Origin of the sequence: Pseudanabaena sp. UWO310 (assembly GCF_006861605.1) — a bacterium.
Taxonomy (GTDB): Bacteria; Cyanobacteriota; Cyanobacteriia; order Pseudanabaenales; family Pseudanabaenaceae; genus Pseudanabaena.
This window is the reverse complement of record NZ_SELU01000030.1, coordinates 1-14,780: the sequence shown is the minus strand read 5'-3', so window position 1 is coordinate 14,780 and position 14,780 is coordinate 1. Positions and strand designations below refer to the sequence as shown.

Below are 14,780 nucleotides of genomic sequence, written 5' to 3'. Positions count from 1 at the left end.
TGTTAAGCTAGTATGTCGGAAATTTCATGCTCGATCGTAAATCGCGTCATTAACAAATATGGTCAATCTGGTTCAACCCGTCAAACCCACGATCGCATTTTCTCACTTGGGTTGTGAAAAGAACCGCGTCGATACGGAACATATGCTGGGCTTGCTAGTGCAAGCAGGTTATCAAGTCGATAGCAATGAGGAATTGGCAGATTATGTGATCGTCAATACCTGTAGTTTTATCGAAGATGCTCGGCGCGAATCGGTGCGGACATTGGTTGAACTTGCCGAAATGGGCAAACGCATTGTGATCGCTGGTTGCATGGCGCAACATTTCCAACAGGAGTTGCTGGATGAGATTCCCGAAGCGGTGGCTCTCGTTGGTACTGGTGACTATCAAAAAATTGTCGATGTCATCGAGAGGGCGGAAAAAGGCGAACGGGTCAAAGAAATTACCCAAATTCCTACCTATATTGCCGATGACACCGTGCCGCGCTATCGCACTACCAACGAGGCTGTCGCCTACGTTCGCGTTGCCGAGGGCTGTGACTATCGCTGTGCTTTTTGTATCATTCCCCATCTGCGAGGCGATCAGCGATCGCGATCGATTGAGTCGATTGTCGCTGAATGCGATCGCCTAGCTTCCGAAGGCGTAAAAGAAATCATTCTCATTTCCCAGATCACGACTAACTACGGACTGGATATTTACGGTCAACCTCGCCTTGCCGAACTCTTAACTGCCCTCGGTCAAGTGGATGTACCTTGGATTCGGATGCATTATGCCTATCCTACGGGCTTGACACCCAAGGTAATCAACGCCATGAAGTCTACCCCTAATGTGGTTCCTTACCTCGATCTGCCTTTGCAACATTCCCATCCTGATGTGCTGCGGGCGATGAACCGTCCTTGGCAAGGGCGAGTTAATGACAAAATCATGGAACAAATCAAAGCATCACTGCCTGATGCCATTGCCCGTACCACTTTTATTGTGGGATTTCCTGGGGAAACAGAAGAGCAGTTCGAGCATTTACTCGAATTTGTCAAGCGTCATGAGTTTGATCATGTCGGTGTATTTACTTTTTCTGCCGAAGAGGGCACTCCTGCTTTTGATCTGCCAAACCAGATTGCCGAAGAAGTCAAGCAAGAGCGGCGCGATCGCATTATGGTTGCCCAGCAGGAAATTTCCTTCCGAAAAAATCAACTGGAAATTGGTAAAACCGTGGAGGTACTGATCGAGCAGGAAAATCCCAATACAGGCGAACTAATTGGGCGATCGGCAAGATTTGCTCCCGATGTCGATGGAGTTGTCTATGTACGCGATCCGCAGGGTAAAGCAACCCTTGGGACGATGTTTTCGGTTAAAATTACCGCTGCCGATCACTACGACCTCTTTGGGGAAATCGTCTAAGCCCTTGGAATTCACCGTAGAAAATGCAATGGTATTTTCTACGGTGATCCATTGCCCATAATGATTACTTATGCTTTTTGGTATATGCCACTACATAGTTTTTACCAAATTTATAGCAAGATGATAAAAATAACTTTTATATAACTTTATCACTTCTTTTTACTAACCTTTGTATATCTATTAATGATTTCATAAGTTGCAAAAAAGGGAATAATTGAGCACATGAAGCAAGAAAGTAGTTTGTGTTGTCAATCAATCCACATTTATTGCTTTAGTAGATGACACGATCGGAAACAAGAGTATTACTCTCTCGAAGCAATTAAAAGGTAGAACAATGGATACAATTACTAAAGTTAATCAGCTATCTTTTCATCAAGGCTCAAATAGCGAATCTGCTTTTACTATCAAATTGACAAATAGTAAATTCGATCATCTTGCAGGCTCTGAACTGTTTGGCAAAGTTGAGTCATGGATTTCCGCCAATGTGATGATGAATAATAAAAAAGTTCCAGTCCTGATTGTCGATATGGAGAATGTAGAATTTATCGATAGTCAAGGTCTGCAAAAACTGTTAGCATCTCTCAGATTAATGCACTCACAAAAGAGTAATTTACTGCTTTGTTCTCTCCAGCCGTCGGTAAGAATTGTATTGGAAATTACCAGAGTTGATCAGTTGTTTGCTGTTTTGCCTAGTATTGAAACATTTATGAACCAATCTAACCAACAACGGCAAGATTCTGATTGCTTAGCATCTGATTGTTTAGTATCTGATTGCTTAGTAGCTGCTTAAGAGCAATTTTAACCTCAGTACTGAATCTATTGTCATCCAATAAAAACGCGGTGTTAAGCACCGCGTTTTTTCTTACAGCAATTATCGAGCAAACAAACCCCAAGGGAATTTTTGAAAGCGTTGCTTCGCAACGCTTTCAAAAATTCCCTTGGTTTGGATTTGAGCGTAAATCGCTGTAATTGAATCTTATAGCTGTCGCCAAGTGTACTAGATAAAACCCAAGAATTAATTGGCGGCGCTTCGCGCCGCCAATTAATTCTTGGGTTTTGATTTGTCCTCATTCAAGGGACTGTAGCTATAAGTAAAATTAGTAGAATAATAACTTCCGTGAAATAGTAGCGATCACGATAGTGGCACATACAACTAAAAACTGTCCTGATAAAACTTGGACGGAATATTGCCAGAATGAAGTTTGAATAGCACTAAAATTAGGTATTTGGATGGCAACTAAATAGAAGATTCCCACCAGATGAATTGCTAATAGCCCGCCAAAGCAACTTATAGCCATACGAGCTAAGCTCGGTGGTCTCAAAAAAGCGAGAAACCCACAGAGCCATCCACCCGCGACAAATCCTAACAGATATCCAAAAGCTGGAGATTTGAGATAGCTCAAGCCGCCGCCTTGGTAAAATACGCCAAAACCGCTCAATCCCAAGATAATGTAAGTGGTTTGCGATAGGAGCGCTGCCGAGCGTCCGCCCAGACAACCTGTCAAGAGAACTGCGCCGATCTGCATGGTGACGCTGATCGATTCGATCGCTACATTATTTCCTTGATTGGTGAGGGATGGCAAAAGCATGGATGGGCGAATAAAGGTGCTAGCAATTGTTAGCAACAGTCCAGATAAGGCCCACATTAGCTGCAACGTTTTTGGCACGAGTATCTCAGTCAGAAAATAGATGCAATAGGTGATTGCTCTGCATATTTTGCAGAATAGAACAGAATAGAATCGTACATGAATTTGGACTCCTAAGTAGCTAGGCGCAATTAAATATAAAACCCAAAAGCTGTAGCGCACGCTGCGCGTGCGCTACAGCTTTATAATTAACGTCCGTTCGGGTTAAGCTGGCAAATTTTAAAAGCCCCAAAGTAAAAGCCTTGCGTAGCAAGGCTTTTACTTTGGCGTTAATATACTTGGCACACCAAGCATAAAATCTCATGTGTTTATCATATTTTAGACGTATTCCGCGAAAAATGTTGTTAGGATGCTATTAATATTTTATATACTTAATCTTTAAAATTTCTTAGCTATTGTGTCATGGTGTCAACAGGGAATACAACTCAAAATTTATTTATCAAGCCTAATGTAGATCTAACAGACGATCCTCAATACAAAATTGATTTACTTACGATGGTAAATCTTAGTAAAACCCAGCTCAAGGAGAGATGGGATACGGCTGAAGGTAAACAAATATTAAATACATGGAAAGGGAATAAGTTTGATAGATCTGTTTTAGATGGATTAGTTGGCAAATATTACGGACAAACTGATTTACGAGGTATTAGGCTTTCTAACGAAAGCCTGACTAAATTAGACTTGAATAATATTGATTTTTATGGTGCAAATTTAGAAAATACAGATTTTACAGATTCTAGATTGATTGGCAGTTGGCTATCAGAATCAAATATTAAGGGAACTAGATTTGATAGATGTTTAATGGAAAAAGTTTTAATAGATAGCGTTGAATACAATAGTAAAACAAGATTTTTAGGTGTCGATTTAAATTCTATTAATTTTAATTTAGCCGTTTTGCTGCAAGATCTAGCTTTGGGGCAACAAAGAATAATTAATTTAGAAAAAACGCGACCAAATTTAGCTTTTTTGCTAAGGATTTCATGTGATTACGGACGTTCTTTAAATTTATTCCTGTTTTGGTGTTTAACGATTGTTTTTGTATTTGCTATTGGATACTGGATCACTCCTAAATCATTGACTACAGAAAGCTTTTGGGAATCGCTATATTTTTCAGCTTTAACATTTGTAACTGTTACTTTTAGTATTCAGCCTGTATCAGTTCTAGGAAAACTATTATCTTTGATAGAAGCTTTTATTGGATATCTTATGACTGGTTTATTAGTTGCTATTTTAGTGAAAAAGACGGTAGGCAATTAAAAGCTAAATATTCTAATAACCCTCATTTAGTGTATTGCATTTAATACCACTATCGTATATAATCAATTATATAAACGAGGGGTTAAAAGAATTAAATGAGCGACTTACCACAAACCTTGCAAAAAGCAATTATCTACTTTGCAAATCCTGAAAAAGCATTTGAGACGGCTGTAAATCTTCGTTGGTCTAATGGTGTAACTTGCCCTCATTGCGGCTCTAAAGAAATTGGATATACTAGCACTCGTAAAATCTGGAAGTGCAAGAATAAAGAATGTCACAAGCAATTCTCTATTAAGACTGGTACTGTAATGGAAGATAGTCCATTAGGTCTTGACAAGTGGTTAATCGCTATCTGGATGATTGCTAATTGTAAGAATGGTGTTAGCTCCTATGAAATCCATAGAGCGATCGGTATTACTCAAAAATCAGCTTGGTTTCTATTACAAAGAATTAGATTAGCAATGCAAACAGGCAGTTTTGAGAAGATGTCTGGTGCTGTAGAAATTGATGAAACCTATGTTGGCGGTAAATCTAGATTCATACACAGAGCTAAACGCGCTAAGATCAGCGGTCGTGGTGTTTCTGGTAAAACTATCGTTTTAGGTGTACTAGATAGAACTACTCGCAAAGTAAAGGCTAAAGTCATCTCTAGTACCAAAAGAGAAGTATTAACAGAAGAAGTTAAAGAAGTTGTAGAAACAGGCTCTACCGTCTATACAGACGCTCATTCTGGCTATGAATTACTAACTCAAGAAGAATATATCCACATGGTTATTGATCACGCTAAAGCTTATGTAGATGGTCACATCTCTACTAATGGAATTGAGAACTTCTGGAGCTTACTCAAACGCGCTTTAAAGGGTACTTACATCAGCGTAGAACCTTTTCACTTATTCCGCTATTTGGATGAGCAATGCTTTCGCTTCAACTATCGCAAAGCTAACGATGGCGAAAGATTTGTTTTTGCTGCTAGCTCTTTAAGTGGCAAAAGACTCACTTATAAAAGTTTGATTGGGAAAGAGGCTTAAGGCTTTATGCCTTATTTGGTTTGTGTTTAACTACCTTTATTGTTTTTGCTTGAATTTCTGATTTTGGTACTGCTAATAGTTTCTTGGTAAATTCAGCAAATTTATCAAATTCAGACAACGGCTTATCCAAGTTTTTATCTTGATTGTCCATTTTTTAATTGCAAGTGTGAGTACGTCCCAAAGTATATAGCCTTAAGAATCTAAATTAAATAACAAAAATTGCAATCGCTTAGCATACTTTAGAAAAAAATAACTTTGTTTAAATTAAGCACACCTACAAGGTGCTGGTCTTTTGCATAAAGAAATGCCTCATATTTGAAATTTCTTTATCAATATTGTGCATAATTATAGATATATAGTTTTACGAAGAAAATTTCTTTATCACTTTCGCTATGTAATGTCAATATATTTGTTTTGCTAAAACTTGCAAGGCAAAAAAGCGAAAAGACTTTAATAAATGGAGAAAATATGGCTAGCCAATATACAGCGTTAAACGTGGCGCAATATATATTGCATATTGCAAATCATGAAGGTCAATCTCTTGACCCTCTTAAGCTAGGGAAATTAGTTTATTATGTTCAATCGTGGAGTTTGGTCTTTAAAGGCGAACCAATTTTTGACGACGTAATTGAAGCTTGGACTCATGGGCCTGTTGTTTCTCAAGTGTATCAAGAGTATAAAAAATTTGGTTATAAAAAAATCAGCACTCTTGCTATTGCTTACCCTAACTTTGGAGATGAAGAAGCTCTAATTATTAGAGAGGTCTGGGATAAGTACAAACATCTAAGTGGAAGACAATTGGAAAAGCAAACCCATAACGAATCTCCTTGGCAAGAAGCTCGAAAAAGGGCAAATGTAAATCATCAAGATTCATCAAAAGAACCAATTCTCCCCAAAGACATGAAAGCTTTTTATGAAAAACAGTTTAAGGAATTAAATATGAAGAACCCTCTATCCCCTACTGCAACAGTTCGATTGAAAAGTGGTGAAGATATAGAAGTTGGTCTTGATGTTCTCTTTGATTATCTAAGAGAACATGATGAGCTTATTCAACTAATGAGTGCTTAATACCGCTTGACATCTTAGAAATAAATTTTTACCATCTCCCCATCTAATTTGGCTTTCCATTGATTGTTATGTAAGTCATGTATGTTTACTGCAAATTTTAATGTACAGTTTGAAAACATCTTATATGAAGTGTTTTTGTCATCGTTTTTATTACAATTATATTCAATTTCCTTAGCTAGTTCGCATCGAACATGATTGCCACTTATTCCGTTGTAAAATCCATATATTATGCTTTTTGAAGTAGCTTCTTCAAAATCCTCCTTTGAAACACGAACTTTAATCATTCAGTTAAATTTATATAGCTAGGGTAAAATTAACAGTTGAACGTCAGGGGGGATTCCCTCAGCACCGAGTGTAGGAAACACGACTGGTATCCAAGCGCTGCTCATGACAAGGGAATAACGAGATTAGGGTTTATACCTCAGTCTCGTTATTCTCATCAACACTTATTCTTTTGAGCTTAGAGCGAATATCATTCAAGAATTCTTGAGGATCGGTATCAGTGGTTGTGCTAATTTTTAGCATCTCCTCAAGTTCACTAATTCTATTGTTTTGCTCGGTGATTTTGTCCATAAAGACTTTTGAGACTTCTTGCAGGGTTGACCAGATTTGATCAAGAGTTATAGTCTTGTGCAACATAGAGCTTTTACCAATTTCTATTAATTTTTGAGTTTCGTCATCTTCAATAATTTGTTGTGATGCTTCATTTTGTAATGCTGTATCAATATCTTGTTTAAGCGGTAAAAGCGTTGTTTCTTCAGCCTTTAAACCAGCAGCTACATTCACTTCTGAGTTATTAGTTTCTTCGGGAGAGTAAGGAAACTCCGAAAAATTGGGCGGAATGGCATTCTCAGTTTCTCCCGCGTTTATTGCCTTTAGTAGGTTTTCTGCGTTTATCGCCTTTAGTAGATTTCCCGCAGTATATTGATAGGGTGGTTTATGTCGATTTTCAGTTCCGGGAGCCACTTCTTTTTGCAAAAAGCCAATTTCAGTAAGTACTTCAGCTCTTTTTAAAGTGGCGGATCTACTCAAACGACACGCTTCTTCTAGCTCTTTACTTGTAAACCATTTCCCTTCATTGACAGATCTTAAAATTTGGAGATTGTTAACATCTAGTGTAAAAATCCCGTCTTTTAAACTTTTGGGAATTGACTCTGGAGCAAATTGCTTAGGTAAAGAAAGGTAAATCTCTACTATTCTGTTCTGGGGTAAAACTCGAATTTCAGTAACGCTAAATGAATTTAGCTGATTGGAGAGCACGGAATCTTGACAATCGGGGGGGGATTCGTATACCATAAGAAGGCAATATAAATAATGTACGCAACAAGAAACTGAGCTGAAATTAAGCCAGCAAATTAAAACAGTTAAGTTGTACAGTGATTTTCTTTTTTCTAAAGGGAGGTGTTAGCGCACCTTCCTTTATTGTTTTTTAGCTTAGCACATATCTTTTAGTTTGCAACGAAAAAACTTTTAGCGTGTTTTTTGACAAGGCAATAAATCACTACATTTAGTGGTTAAAGTAAAAATAGTTTTTATCACAGCCATATATACATTTGATATAGTCATATAAGTTTTTAACTTCATTGTATTTTTTAAGTTTTTCTTTAAGCGCTTAAAAAAAGAATACAAAGCAAGCTAACCTTCAGAAGAGCGCGATCGCCTAGCGTACTCCTTACGCTGACTATTGCGCTCTTCTCTGTTTTTGTCTTCGTACAGTTGTTTAGCCTGTTTGGCAGCATCACTAGCATTAGTCTTAGCGATCGCCTCAGTCGTCAATTTTGACTTGTTGTAGCAAGATTTACACATACCTTTTGAGTAAGCTACGCGATCGGTGTGAGGGCAAGCGCTAGCAAAAGTTTTTTCTTTCTTTGGTCGTGCCATAGTTTATCCAAGCAAAAAAACATAAAGCTTAGTATATACGATAGTGGTGTATACCTCTCTGTTATCGTTGTATCTGATCCTCCTTTAGATACACACACCAATCATCTTTATTTACTTCACTTCTGTCAGGTGGTGATTTTTTATTTGTTTTTTGTTCTTGGGCATACAATTGATAGAAGTCATTAGACTTCCACACTTGGATAGAGATACGACCTTACCCTAATATTGCTACGGTTTTTCCTTTATAAATGAAGACTTGGCTTGAATTTTCTATTTCTGCAACAACATCAGTGTAATACAAGGGCGTTTTAGGCTCAGATACTGACTTTTCTTCAGAAGATATGATTTTGTAATCACCTAGATTATGTAGCCACAACTTAACAGTAGGAAAGCAATACTGTAAATTAGCTTCTCTTAATTTATTAGCTTTAATCAATCCCAGATGGTTATCTGCAAATGACCTTCCATTTGTTGAGCAAGAAGCAAGTGTTAAAAGAATCGTAAAAAGAATGTACGGGATATTCTTCATGTTTTATTTGTTTTTCAGGCTTTGTCTCAGAAGCATAGCTTAAAACGATTTTTTAATCACATTAAATTCACTTTCTTTTATCAGGCTAAAACGAAAAAAGCCTAAAAAATTAGGCTTGGTGTGTCAAGTATATTAACGCCTTTACTTTTGGGCTTTGAGAAAGGGGTTGCGTAGCAAACCCTTTCTCAAAGCCAGTTTCAAATTATCCCGAACTCACGTAACCTAGTAAGGGTTTTCAAGTTAAGAAATGGCGTAGCCATTTCTTAACTTGGCATGATTAGTCATGGGATGGCTGACCAAAGGCTACGATCGCATTTTGTCCGCCAAACCCAAAACTGAAGTTGAGAGCATAAGACAGATTGGGCGCTTGCTCGACCTGTCGGGCAAAATTGAGGTTAAAGGCTGGCGTTTTCATACCCACGCAGGGTGGTAAAAGGCGATCGCGCAAGGCTAACAAACAAAATGCGGCTTCGATCGCCCCTGTTGCGCCCAGAGCATGACCCGTCGCCCCTTTCGTCGCACTAACTTTGCAATCAGGAAAAATCTTTTGGACTAATTCTGCCTCACGGGCATCATTAATAGGGGTAGCAGTACCATGCATATTAATGTAACCCACGTTGGTGGCACTGATACGCGATCGCCTTAGGCAATCCTTGATCGCCCATATCGCCATCTGATTGTCGGGATGGGGACTGGTGGCATGATAGGCATCATTGGTAATGCCCCAGCCCAACACTCGACCATAAATATTTGCGCCGCGCCGCTTTGCGGATGCTAGGGACTCCATCACCATTACCGCCGCCCCTTCACCTAGGGCAAAGCCATCACGTTCTTGACTGAAGGGATGTACGCCTGAATTAGTTAATACATTGATTTTTTGAAATCCTGCGATCGTTAAGGGGGTAATTGCGGCATCCGTTGCACCTGCGATCGCCAGATCGCATTGACCCGAACGAATTAATTCACAAGCCTGAGCGATCGCCCAGTTTGCCGTAGCACAGGCTGCCATAGGTGCTAAAACTGGGGCATGGGTCTGCAATAACTGGGCTATTTGGGCGGAGAGATGGGCAGGCTGGCAAGCCCACCAGTGATTTTCACTTTGGAGTTGTTGGGGCGCATTTAGCAGTAATTCTAATTCCCGCTGATTACTACGACTAGAACCAATTACCAAACCGCAATTGGGTAAGGGTATAGACAAATCGGCATCAGCGATCGCCTCTAAGACGGCTTTTTTGAGGAGATTTTGAGATCGGGATGCATAGCGATCGATTTCCAACTGCGCGATTTTGGCAACTGGGCTTTGGAATTGGCGATCGGATTGGATTCCTGAAATACCTTGCAGTAAATGTTCCCAAGTACTTTCACGGTTATGACCGATCGCCGTAATCATGCCAATACCTGTAACGACCACTGTGGGCGGATTTATGGCTATATCCCCAGAGCGTCTATCCCCAGATTGTCTATTCCCAGATTGCATCGATATTAAGGAAGCCATCGCGGAAATGTACCGAACATGGAAAGAACTTCGGGTTGTGCTGAAGCCGTGCTGGAAGAGTTAAGAGGTAATATGATTAGCTGCGTTGGAGCCTTAGGAGTACGGGGATTTCTGGTAGCTTGAGCCGAATCATCGGCATTATTTTGAGAATTAGTTGTCTCGCTGCTGGGAATTGCGGAATTTAAGATAATTGATTGTCCATCGGGGGCAATGCTGAATTGAATTTCCCTTTGGGATGGAAGTTCTAAAAGCCTTTTTAATTGAGCGGATTCCAGATCGATCGCGGCAAGGTAGGGCTTTTCACGGAAGATGTTTTTAGTGGCATCCTGCTCGACATCGGTAAGCAAACAATAGATCGTTTTTTCTTGCGGATCGAATTGAGCGCCAAGGATTGACCCACTAATTTTGGTGAGTTCCTTTTGTAGTCCTTGGTTATTCACTAAATATAGCGATCGCGTGTAGTCTTTATTAAATTTGACCGTAGCCGCCTGCGTACCACTTCTCCCAAAACTTAGGACTGTGCCGAACCTTGGAAGAAAGTCCAACGGCGGGGCTTGCGGCTCAAGGGGCAAAATCGCAACTCCTTCACCTTGAGCGATCGCCACCGACGCGCTATCGGGCGTGAACATAAAATCGCCCCCTGGTTGATTGTCAAGGGATCGGGCGGGCTTGTCCTCTTGGATGAGCCAGAGTCCGTAGCGCCCGACCTGTTGACGGCTGAGACGCTGTACCAAAATGTTCTTGCCATCGGGCGAGAGATCGAATTTGAAGTTTTGATAATCATCACTACCAAGAATAGGTTTGATTGTGGGTTGATTAGAAGTTAGGTGATCTTCGCGATCGATTCCTGTCGTTACCACATAAAGTTTTTGATCGAGTAAGTTTTGTCCCACCCCATCGATCGCTCCAAATAGAATTTTTTGGCGATCGGGATAAACGCGAAAATCTAATACCGATAGATTGGCGGGCGTTAAAACCCGTTTCTCCTTCTGTAAGGTATTGTAAATTATAAGTCTACCTTTGTCTTCTCCCTGCGAACCGATGTAGGCAAAATATGGATTTGGAGTTGTGAAACTCCCTGTAAAGGGTTCGATCGCCTTTTTCTGTCCCGATTCACTTGCAAAGCGATCGTAGGCATTTTCTAGTTTGACTTGATAGGATTTGCCATAGGTAGCTGGGGCTATGGGAGTATAGGACATCCGCCGTGAAGACCAACTGATTTTGCCTGCGAGGGGTGGCTCAAATTTAAGATTTTTTTCGACACTATCGCGATCCATTGGACGATTGAAGGTCAGTGCAAAGGATATATTGGTGGAATCAATGCACTGCCCCTGCCAACTAAATTCCTTCACCTGAGGGGCCGTGCGATCGCCTACCCATAATAATATGGCGATCGCGATGCTAAGTAACACAACTAAGCCAACGGCATAGCGATCGAGGGGCTGTGATAATAATTTAAAACGAGGGCTAAGTTGCATATAAGCTTATTTCTATCCCCAATTCCATATAGTTTTAGTAGTCATCTTTAGATTAAAACTCTGTAATTACTTAACTAATTAAGTAGCTAATTAAAACCTAAAACCTAGAAGGAAGTACCGCCCGCTAAGCGGGCGGTACTTCCTTCTAGGTTTTAATTATGCTGAACTACTTACCATATTAACAATTCAGTTTTTAACCGAATGAAATAATTAAATAAGAATCTTGAAATTTTGCGCCTGTGGCTTGCTTGCCTGCTAATTCATTGGGCAAGAAAATATTACGGCGTTGATCGCCAGCTTCGATGGTGACTTCGGGCCCTAACTGGATTAATTTGACTTGTTTTTTATTGAATGTAGGCAAAAATAGCTTGACTTGCTTTGTTACGGGATTTATTTCAATGGGCTTGGGGGCGAGATTGGCAAGGTGATCGGGAATGCTTAACTCAGTAACCTGATCGGGAATGGACAATACTCCAAGGGGTTCAAAAATTTCGTCACTAATGGGAGCCCTAGAAAGGACACCACCAACGGTTAATCCCACCTGTTGGGCACTACCCCATAGATATTTGGCAGTGGCGATCGCATAGGGATCGCCAGTCGTAACTAGATAGGCGGCTACGCGGCTAGGATCGTTCACCGCTTTTTGACCGCGTGTTAATACCGATGACATTTCCCCAGCCTGTTGCGAAATATCATCACTGCTAGAGACTTGGAGAATACTTCTTAAAATTGGCTCGACAAAAGGCGATATGGCTTGTCCGATCGCCGATCCTGTTAACACCTGTTTAAAGCGCCTCAGATACCAGCCTAGAATTTCTGGCATTCCTAGCATCCGTAATGTCTCTAGATCGCCAAGACCATCGTAGATAATTACGTCATACTTACCTTCAGCATCGCGCTCGCGTAAAAAGCTTAACCCCAGTGCTGAATCCATTCCTGGCAAAATCCCCAGCTCTTGACCATATACCTCTTTAAAAAAGGGAGTACGCAGGTATTGCGTTTCCAGCCCTTTCATCTTGTCCCAATACTTTTCTAGTAAAACCGTTGACTGTAAATGTACGGCTGTAAAATTTGGCGCAATCAGTTGGGGCTCAATACTTAGCTCGGTGTTAAGTCTCATGCTGAGATCATCACCAGCCTGTTGTCCAACATATAGAACCTGTTTGTTTTGGTTAGCAAAAGCACGAGCAATGGCGATCGCCGCTGTCGTTTTGCCAACACCACCTTTACCGAGAAATGTCAGAATGAGGCTCATTGGGCTTATGCACTAGCTTTTTAAGATGGGGACTGGGTGTGAAGTGGGGAACAATGACTTCGGGAATTGTCATCGGTTGATGGGTGCGTGGATGGATGGCAGAGCGAGCGCGACGATAGCGCACGGAAAATCTACCAAAATCACTCAACATAATTGACTGATGATTGGCTAAGGCTTGGGAGAGACAGGTTATAACTGCCTCAAGACTTGCGGAAGCCATACTATAGGTTAGCCCATCAACCTCTGCCATCATGCCCCGAATGATATCTTGACGGTTAATATCTGCCATAGGGCTTATTTGAGGATTAAGATGTCGCGCTTTGCGCGACATCTTAATCCTTTTAGGCTGATTCTAGCTCATCCGCAAAAAACCAAGACTTACTACTGTCAGAGAATTTGACAATGTAGCCCCATTTGCTGCCATCCATAATTTTTTCTTCTTTGATGACTCCGATCTCGCCGACTTTGCTGGCGATCGCTTTGCCACTACCATCCTTGAAACCACGAACGCGAACTTTTTGACCAACTTGCATAATTTTTGATTCTCGTACCGAACTCAATTAACCTTATTCAATTGCTTTAAAAAGTTTACATTAGATGTTAGCCCTATTAATTTTTTGATAAGCCACGAAGCTTTAACTTACGAGGAATGCCCCGATGCCCATAACGATCGCCCAATTGCAAAAATGGAAACAGCAGCAGAAGCCCATCGCAGCGCTGACGGCAAGTGACTACGCGATCGCTCAACTACTGGACAAAGCAGGCGTAGATATGATTTTGGTAGGGGATTCCATGGCAATGGTCGCGCTAGGCTACAAAAACACATTGCCCATTACCCTCGATCACATGATCCACCATGCCCAAGCAGTGGGACGGGGCATTAGCAATGCTTTGCTCGTTGTCGATTTGCCATTTCTCAGCTATCAAGTCAGCATCGAAGAAGCCATGCGATCGGCGGGACGAATTTTTAAAGAGACGGATGCCAAGGGCATCAAGTTAGAGGGTGGTTATCCCGAGATGGTGGAGACCATTCGCAAATTGGTACAGGCGGGAATGCCTGTGATGGGACATTTAGGACTTACGCCCCAATCTGTCCATCGCATGGGGTACCGGGTTCAAGGTGGCACTCCTGCTGCTGCTGAAGAAATTCTGTTTCAGGCAAAGGCTTTGGTCGAGGCAGGTATTTTTGCCCTGATATTAGAAAATATTCCTTCAGAATTAGCCGCCCAAATTACAGACATCATTTCTGTGCCGACGATTGGTATTGGGGCGGGAACTGCCTGTGATGGTCAAATTCTTGTCACCCACGATGTTTTGGGCTTGTCCGATTGGCAACCTCCCTTTGCCCGTAAGTATGCGGATCTGCAAAGCACGATTACCAAAGCGATCCAGCAATATTGTCAAGATGTTCGTAATGGTAGCGATCGCTAGGTTTATAGCTGTCGCCAAGTCTAATAGGACATAAACCCCAAGAATTGATTGGCGGCGCTTCGCGCCGCCAATCAATTCTTGGGGTTTGATTTGTCCTAAGTCAAGTGACTGTAGCTATACAAAGGGAGCAAGGTGGCGCAAAGCGCCACCTTGCCCCGTTGGGGAACTTATTTGGATAGATAGGCTTTTCTTACTTTTCACGTCATCTTTGAAAGGTAAACGAGAAGGGGGTTTCAGGTAGATGGTACGGATGGGGTTAAAGTAGTAAAAAGCAAGTAAAAGTAGGGAAGAAAAATGATGAACTGGTGGGACAAGA

At 41.1% G+C, this 14,780-nt stretch carries 18 protein-coding genes; 6 read left to right on the top strand and 12 right to left on the bottom strand.

Annotated features, from left to right (window positions below):
• Window positions 1-58: 58 nt before the first annotated feature.
• Together rimO and PseudUWO310_RS11645 are read left to right on the top strand one after the other, a co-directional pair.
• Complete coding sequence (gene rimO, locus PseudUWO310_RS11650) at window positions 59-1,396, top strand: 30S ribosomal protein S12 methylthiotransferase RimO (protein WP_009629460.1); 1,338 nt, start codon at window positions 59-61, stop codon at window positions 1,394-1,396.
• Between the two features lie 334 nt (window positions 1,397-1,730).
• Window positions 1,731-2,186, top strand: coding sequence for an STAS domain-containing protein (locus PseudUWO310_RS11645; RefSeq protein ID WP_142601381.1), 456 nt, complete (start codon window positions 1,731-1,733; stop codon window positions 2,184-2,186).
• 307 nt (window positions 2,187-2,493) lie between these two features.
• Here the strand turns inward: PseudUWO310_RS11645 and PseudUWO310_RS11640 are convergent, their stop codons facing one another.
• Window positions 2,494-3,042, bottom strand: a complete 549-nt coding sequence (locus PseudUWO310_RS11640) for a biotin transporter BioY (RefSeq protein ID WP_040688646.1) — start codon at window positions 3,040-3,042, stop codon at window positions 2,494-2,496.
• A gap of 402 nt (window positions 3,043-3,444) precedes the next feature.
• Here PseudUWO310_RS11640 and PseudUWO310_RS11635 point away from each other — a divergent pair, with 402 nt between their 5' ends.
• Both PseudUWO310_RS11635 and PseudUWO310_RS11630 read left to right on the top strand, forming a co-directional pair.
• On the top strand, window positions 3,445-4,299 hold the full coding sequence (locus PseudUWO310_RS11635) for a pentapeptide repeat-containing protein (RefSeq protein WP_142601377.1): 855 nt from the start codon (window positions 3,445-3,447) through the stop codon (window positions 4,297-4,299).
• 95 nt (window positions 4,300-4,394) lie between these two features.
• Complete coding sequence (locus PseudUWO310_RS11630; protein WP_142601374.1) at window positions 4,395-5,327, top strand: IS1595 family transposase; 933 nt, start codon at window positions 4,395-4,397, stop codon at window positions 5,325-5,327.
• A gap of 4 nt (window positions 5,328-5,331) precedes the next feature.
• Here PseudUWO310_RS11630 and PseudUWO310_RS22910 read toward each other — a convergent pair whose 3' ends face one another.
• Window positions 5,332-5,478 carry a hypothetical protein gene (locus tag PseudUWO310_RS22910; RefSeq protein WP_190315993.1) on the bottom strand — a complete coding sequence of 49 codons (147 nt, stop codon included), beginning with the start codon at window positions 5,476-5,478 and terminating at the stop codon, window positions 5,332-5,334.
• A gap of 263 nt (window positions 5,479-5,741) precedes the next feature.
• Between PseudUWO310_RS22910 and PseudUWO310_RS11625 the strand changes: the two genes are divergently transcribed.
• Entirely contained in the window at window positions 5,742-6,395 is a 654-nt protein-coding gene (locus tag PseudUWO310_RS11625) for a Panacea domain-containing protein (RefSeq protein WP_142601372.1), read from the top strand.
• A gap of 14 nt (window positions 6,396-6,409) precedes the next feature.
• On the opposite strand, the gene PseudUWO310_RS11620 is transcribed toward PseudUWO310_RS11625, so the two are convergent.
• The 9 genes from PseudUWO310_RS11620 to PseudUWO310_RS11580 form a co-directional block, all read right to left on the bottom strand.
• Window positions 6,410-6,679 (bottom strand): hypothetical protein, encoded by a 270-nt coding sequence (locus PseudUWO310_RS11620; RefSeq protein ID WP_142601369.1) that lies wholly within the window; start codon window positions 6,677-6,679, stop codon window positions 6,410-6,412.
• 130 nt (window positions 6,680-6,809) lie between these two features.
• Window positions 6,810-7,655, bottom strand: a complete 846-nt coding sequence (locus PseudUWO310_RS11615; RefSeq protein WP_142601367.1) for a hypothetical protein — start codon at window positions 7,653-7,655, stop codon at window positions 6,810-6,812.
• Between the two features lie 375 nt (window positions 7,656-8,030).
• On the bottom strand, window positions 8,031-8,276 hold the full coding sequence (locus PseudUWO310_RS11610; RefSeq protein ID WP_142601364.1) for a hypothetical protein: 246 nt from the start codon (window positions 8,274-8,276) through the stop codon (window positions 8,031-8,033).
• A 214-nt stretch (window positions 8,277-8,490) separates the two neighbouring features.
• On the bottom strand, window positions 8,491-8,805 hold the full coding sequence (locus PseudUWO310_RS11605) for a hypothetical protein (protein WP_142601361.1): 315 nt from the start codon (window positions 8,803-8,805) through the stop codon (window positions 8,491-8,493).
• A gap of 277 nt (window positions 8,806-9,082) precedes the next feature.
• Window positions 9,083-10,300, bottom strand: a complete 1,218-nt coding sequence (locus PseudUWO310_RS11600; protein ID WP_223805633.1) for a beta-ketoacyl synthase N-terminal-like domain-containing protein — start codon at window positions 10,298-10,300, stop codon at window positions 9,083-9,085.
• A complete protein-coding gene (locus PseudUWO310_RS11595; protein ID WP_142601359.1) occupies window positions 10,288-11,778 on the bottom strand; it encodes an Ig-like domain-containing protein in 1,491 nt (496 codons plus the stop codon). The genes PseudUWO310_RS11600 and PseudUWO310_RS11595 overlap by 13 nt, the downstream gene beginning before the upstream one ends.
• Before the next feature lie 193 nt (window positions 11,779-11,971).
• Window positions 11,972-13,033 carry an ArsA family ATPase gene (locus tag PseudUWO310_RS11590; RefSeq protein ID WP_142601357.1) on the bottom strand — a complete coding sequence of 354 codons (1,062 nt, stop codon included), beginning with the start codon at window positions 13,031-13,033 and terminating at the stop codon, window positions 11,972-11,974.
• Window positions 13,005-13,322 carry an HU family DNA-binding protein gene (locus tag PseudUWO310_RS11585; protein WP_142601355.1) on the bottom strand — a complete coding sequence of 106 codons (318 nt, stop codon included), beginning with the start codon at window positions 13,320-13,322 and terminating at the stop codon, window positions 13,005-13,007. The genes PseudUWO310_RS11590 and PseudUWO310_RS11585 overlap by 29 nt, the downstream gene beginning before the upstream one ends.
• Window positions 13,323-13,374: 52 nt before the next feature.
• Complete coding sequence (locus PseudUWO310_RS11580; RefSeq protein ID WP_009627756.1) at window positions 13,375-13,566, bottom strand: DUF2862 domain-containing protein; 192 nt, start codon at window positions 13,564-13,566, stop codon at window positions 13,375-13,377.
• 124 nt (window positions 13,567-13,690) lie between these two features.
• Between PseudUWO310_RS11580 and panB the strand changes: the two genes are divergently transcribed.
• Complete coding sequence (gene panB, locus PseudUWO310_RS11575) at window positions 13,691-14,464, top strand: 3-methyl-2-oxobutanoate hydroxymethyltransferase (RefSeq protein ID WP_142601353.1); 774 nt, start codon at window positions 13,691-13,693, stop codon at window positions 14,462-14,464.
• Between the two features lie 114 nt (window positions 14,465-14,578).
• Here the strand turns inward: panB and PseudUWO310_RS23305 are convergent.
• On the bottom strand, window positions 14,579-14,780 hold a 202-nt coding region (locus PseudUWO310_RS23305), incomplete at its 5' end, for a hypothetical protein (RefSeq protein WP_223805632.1).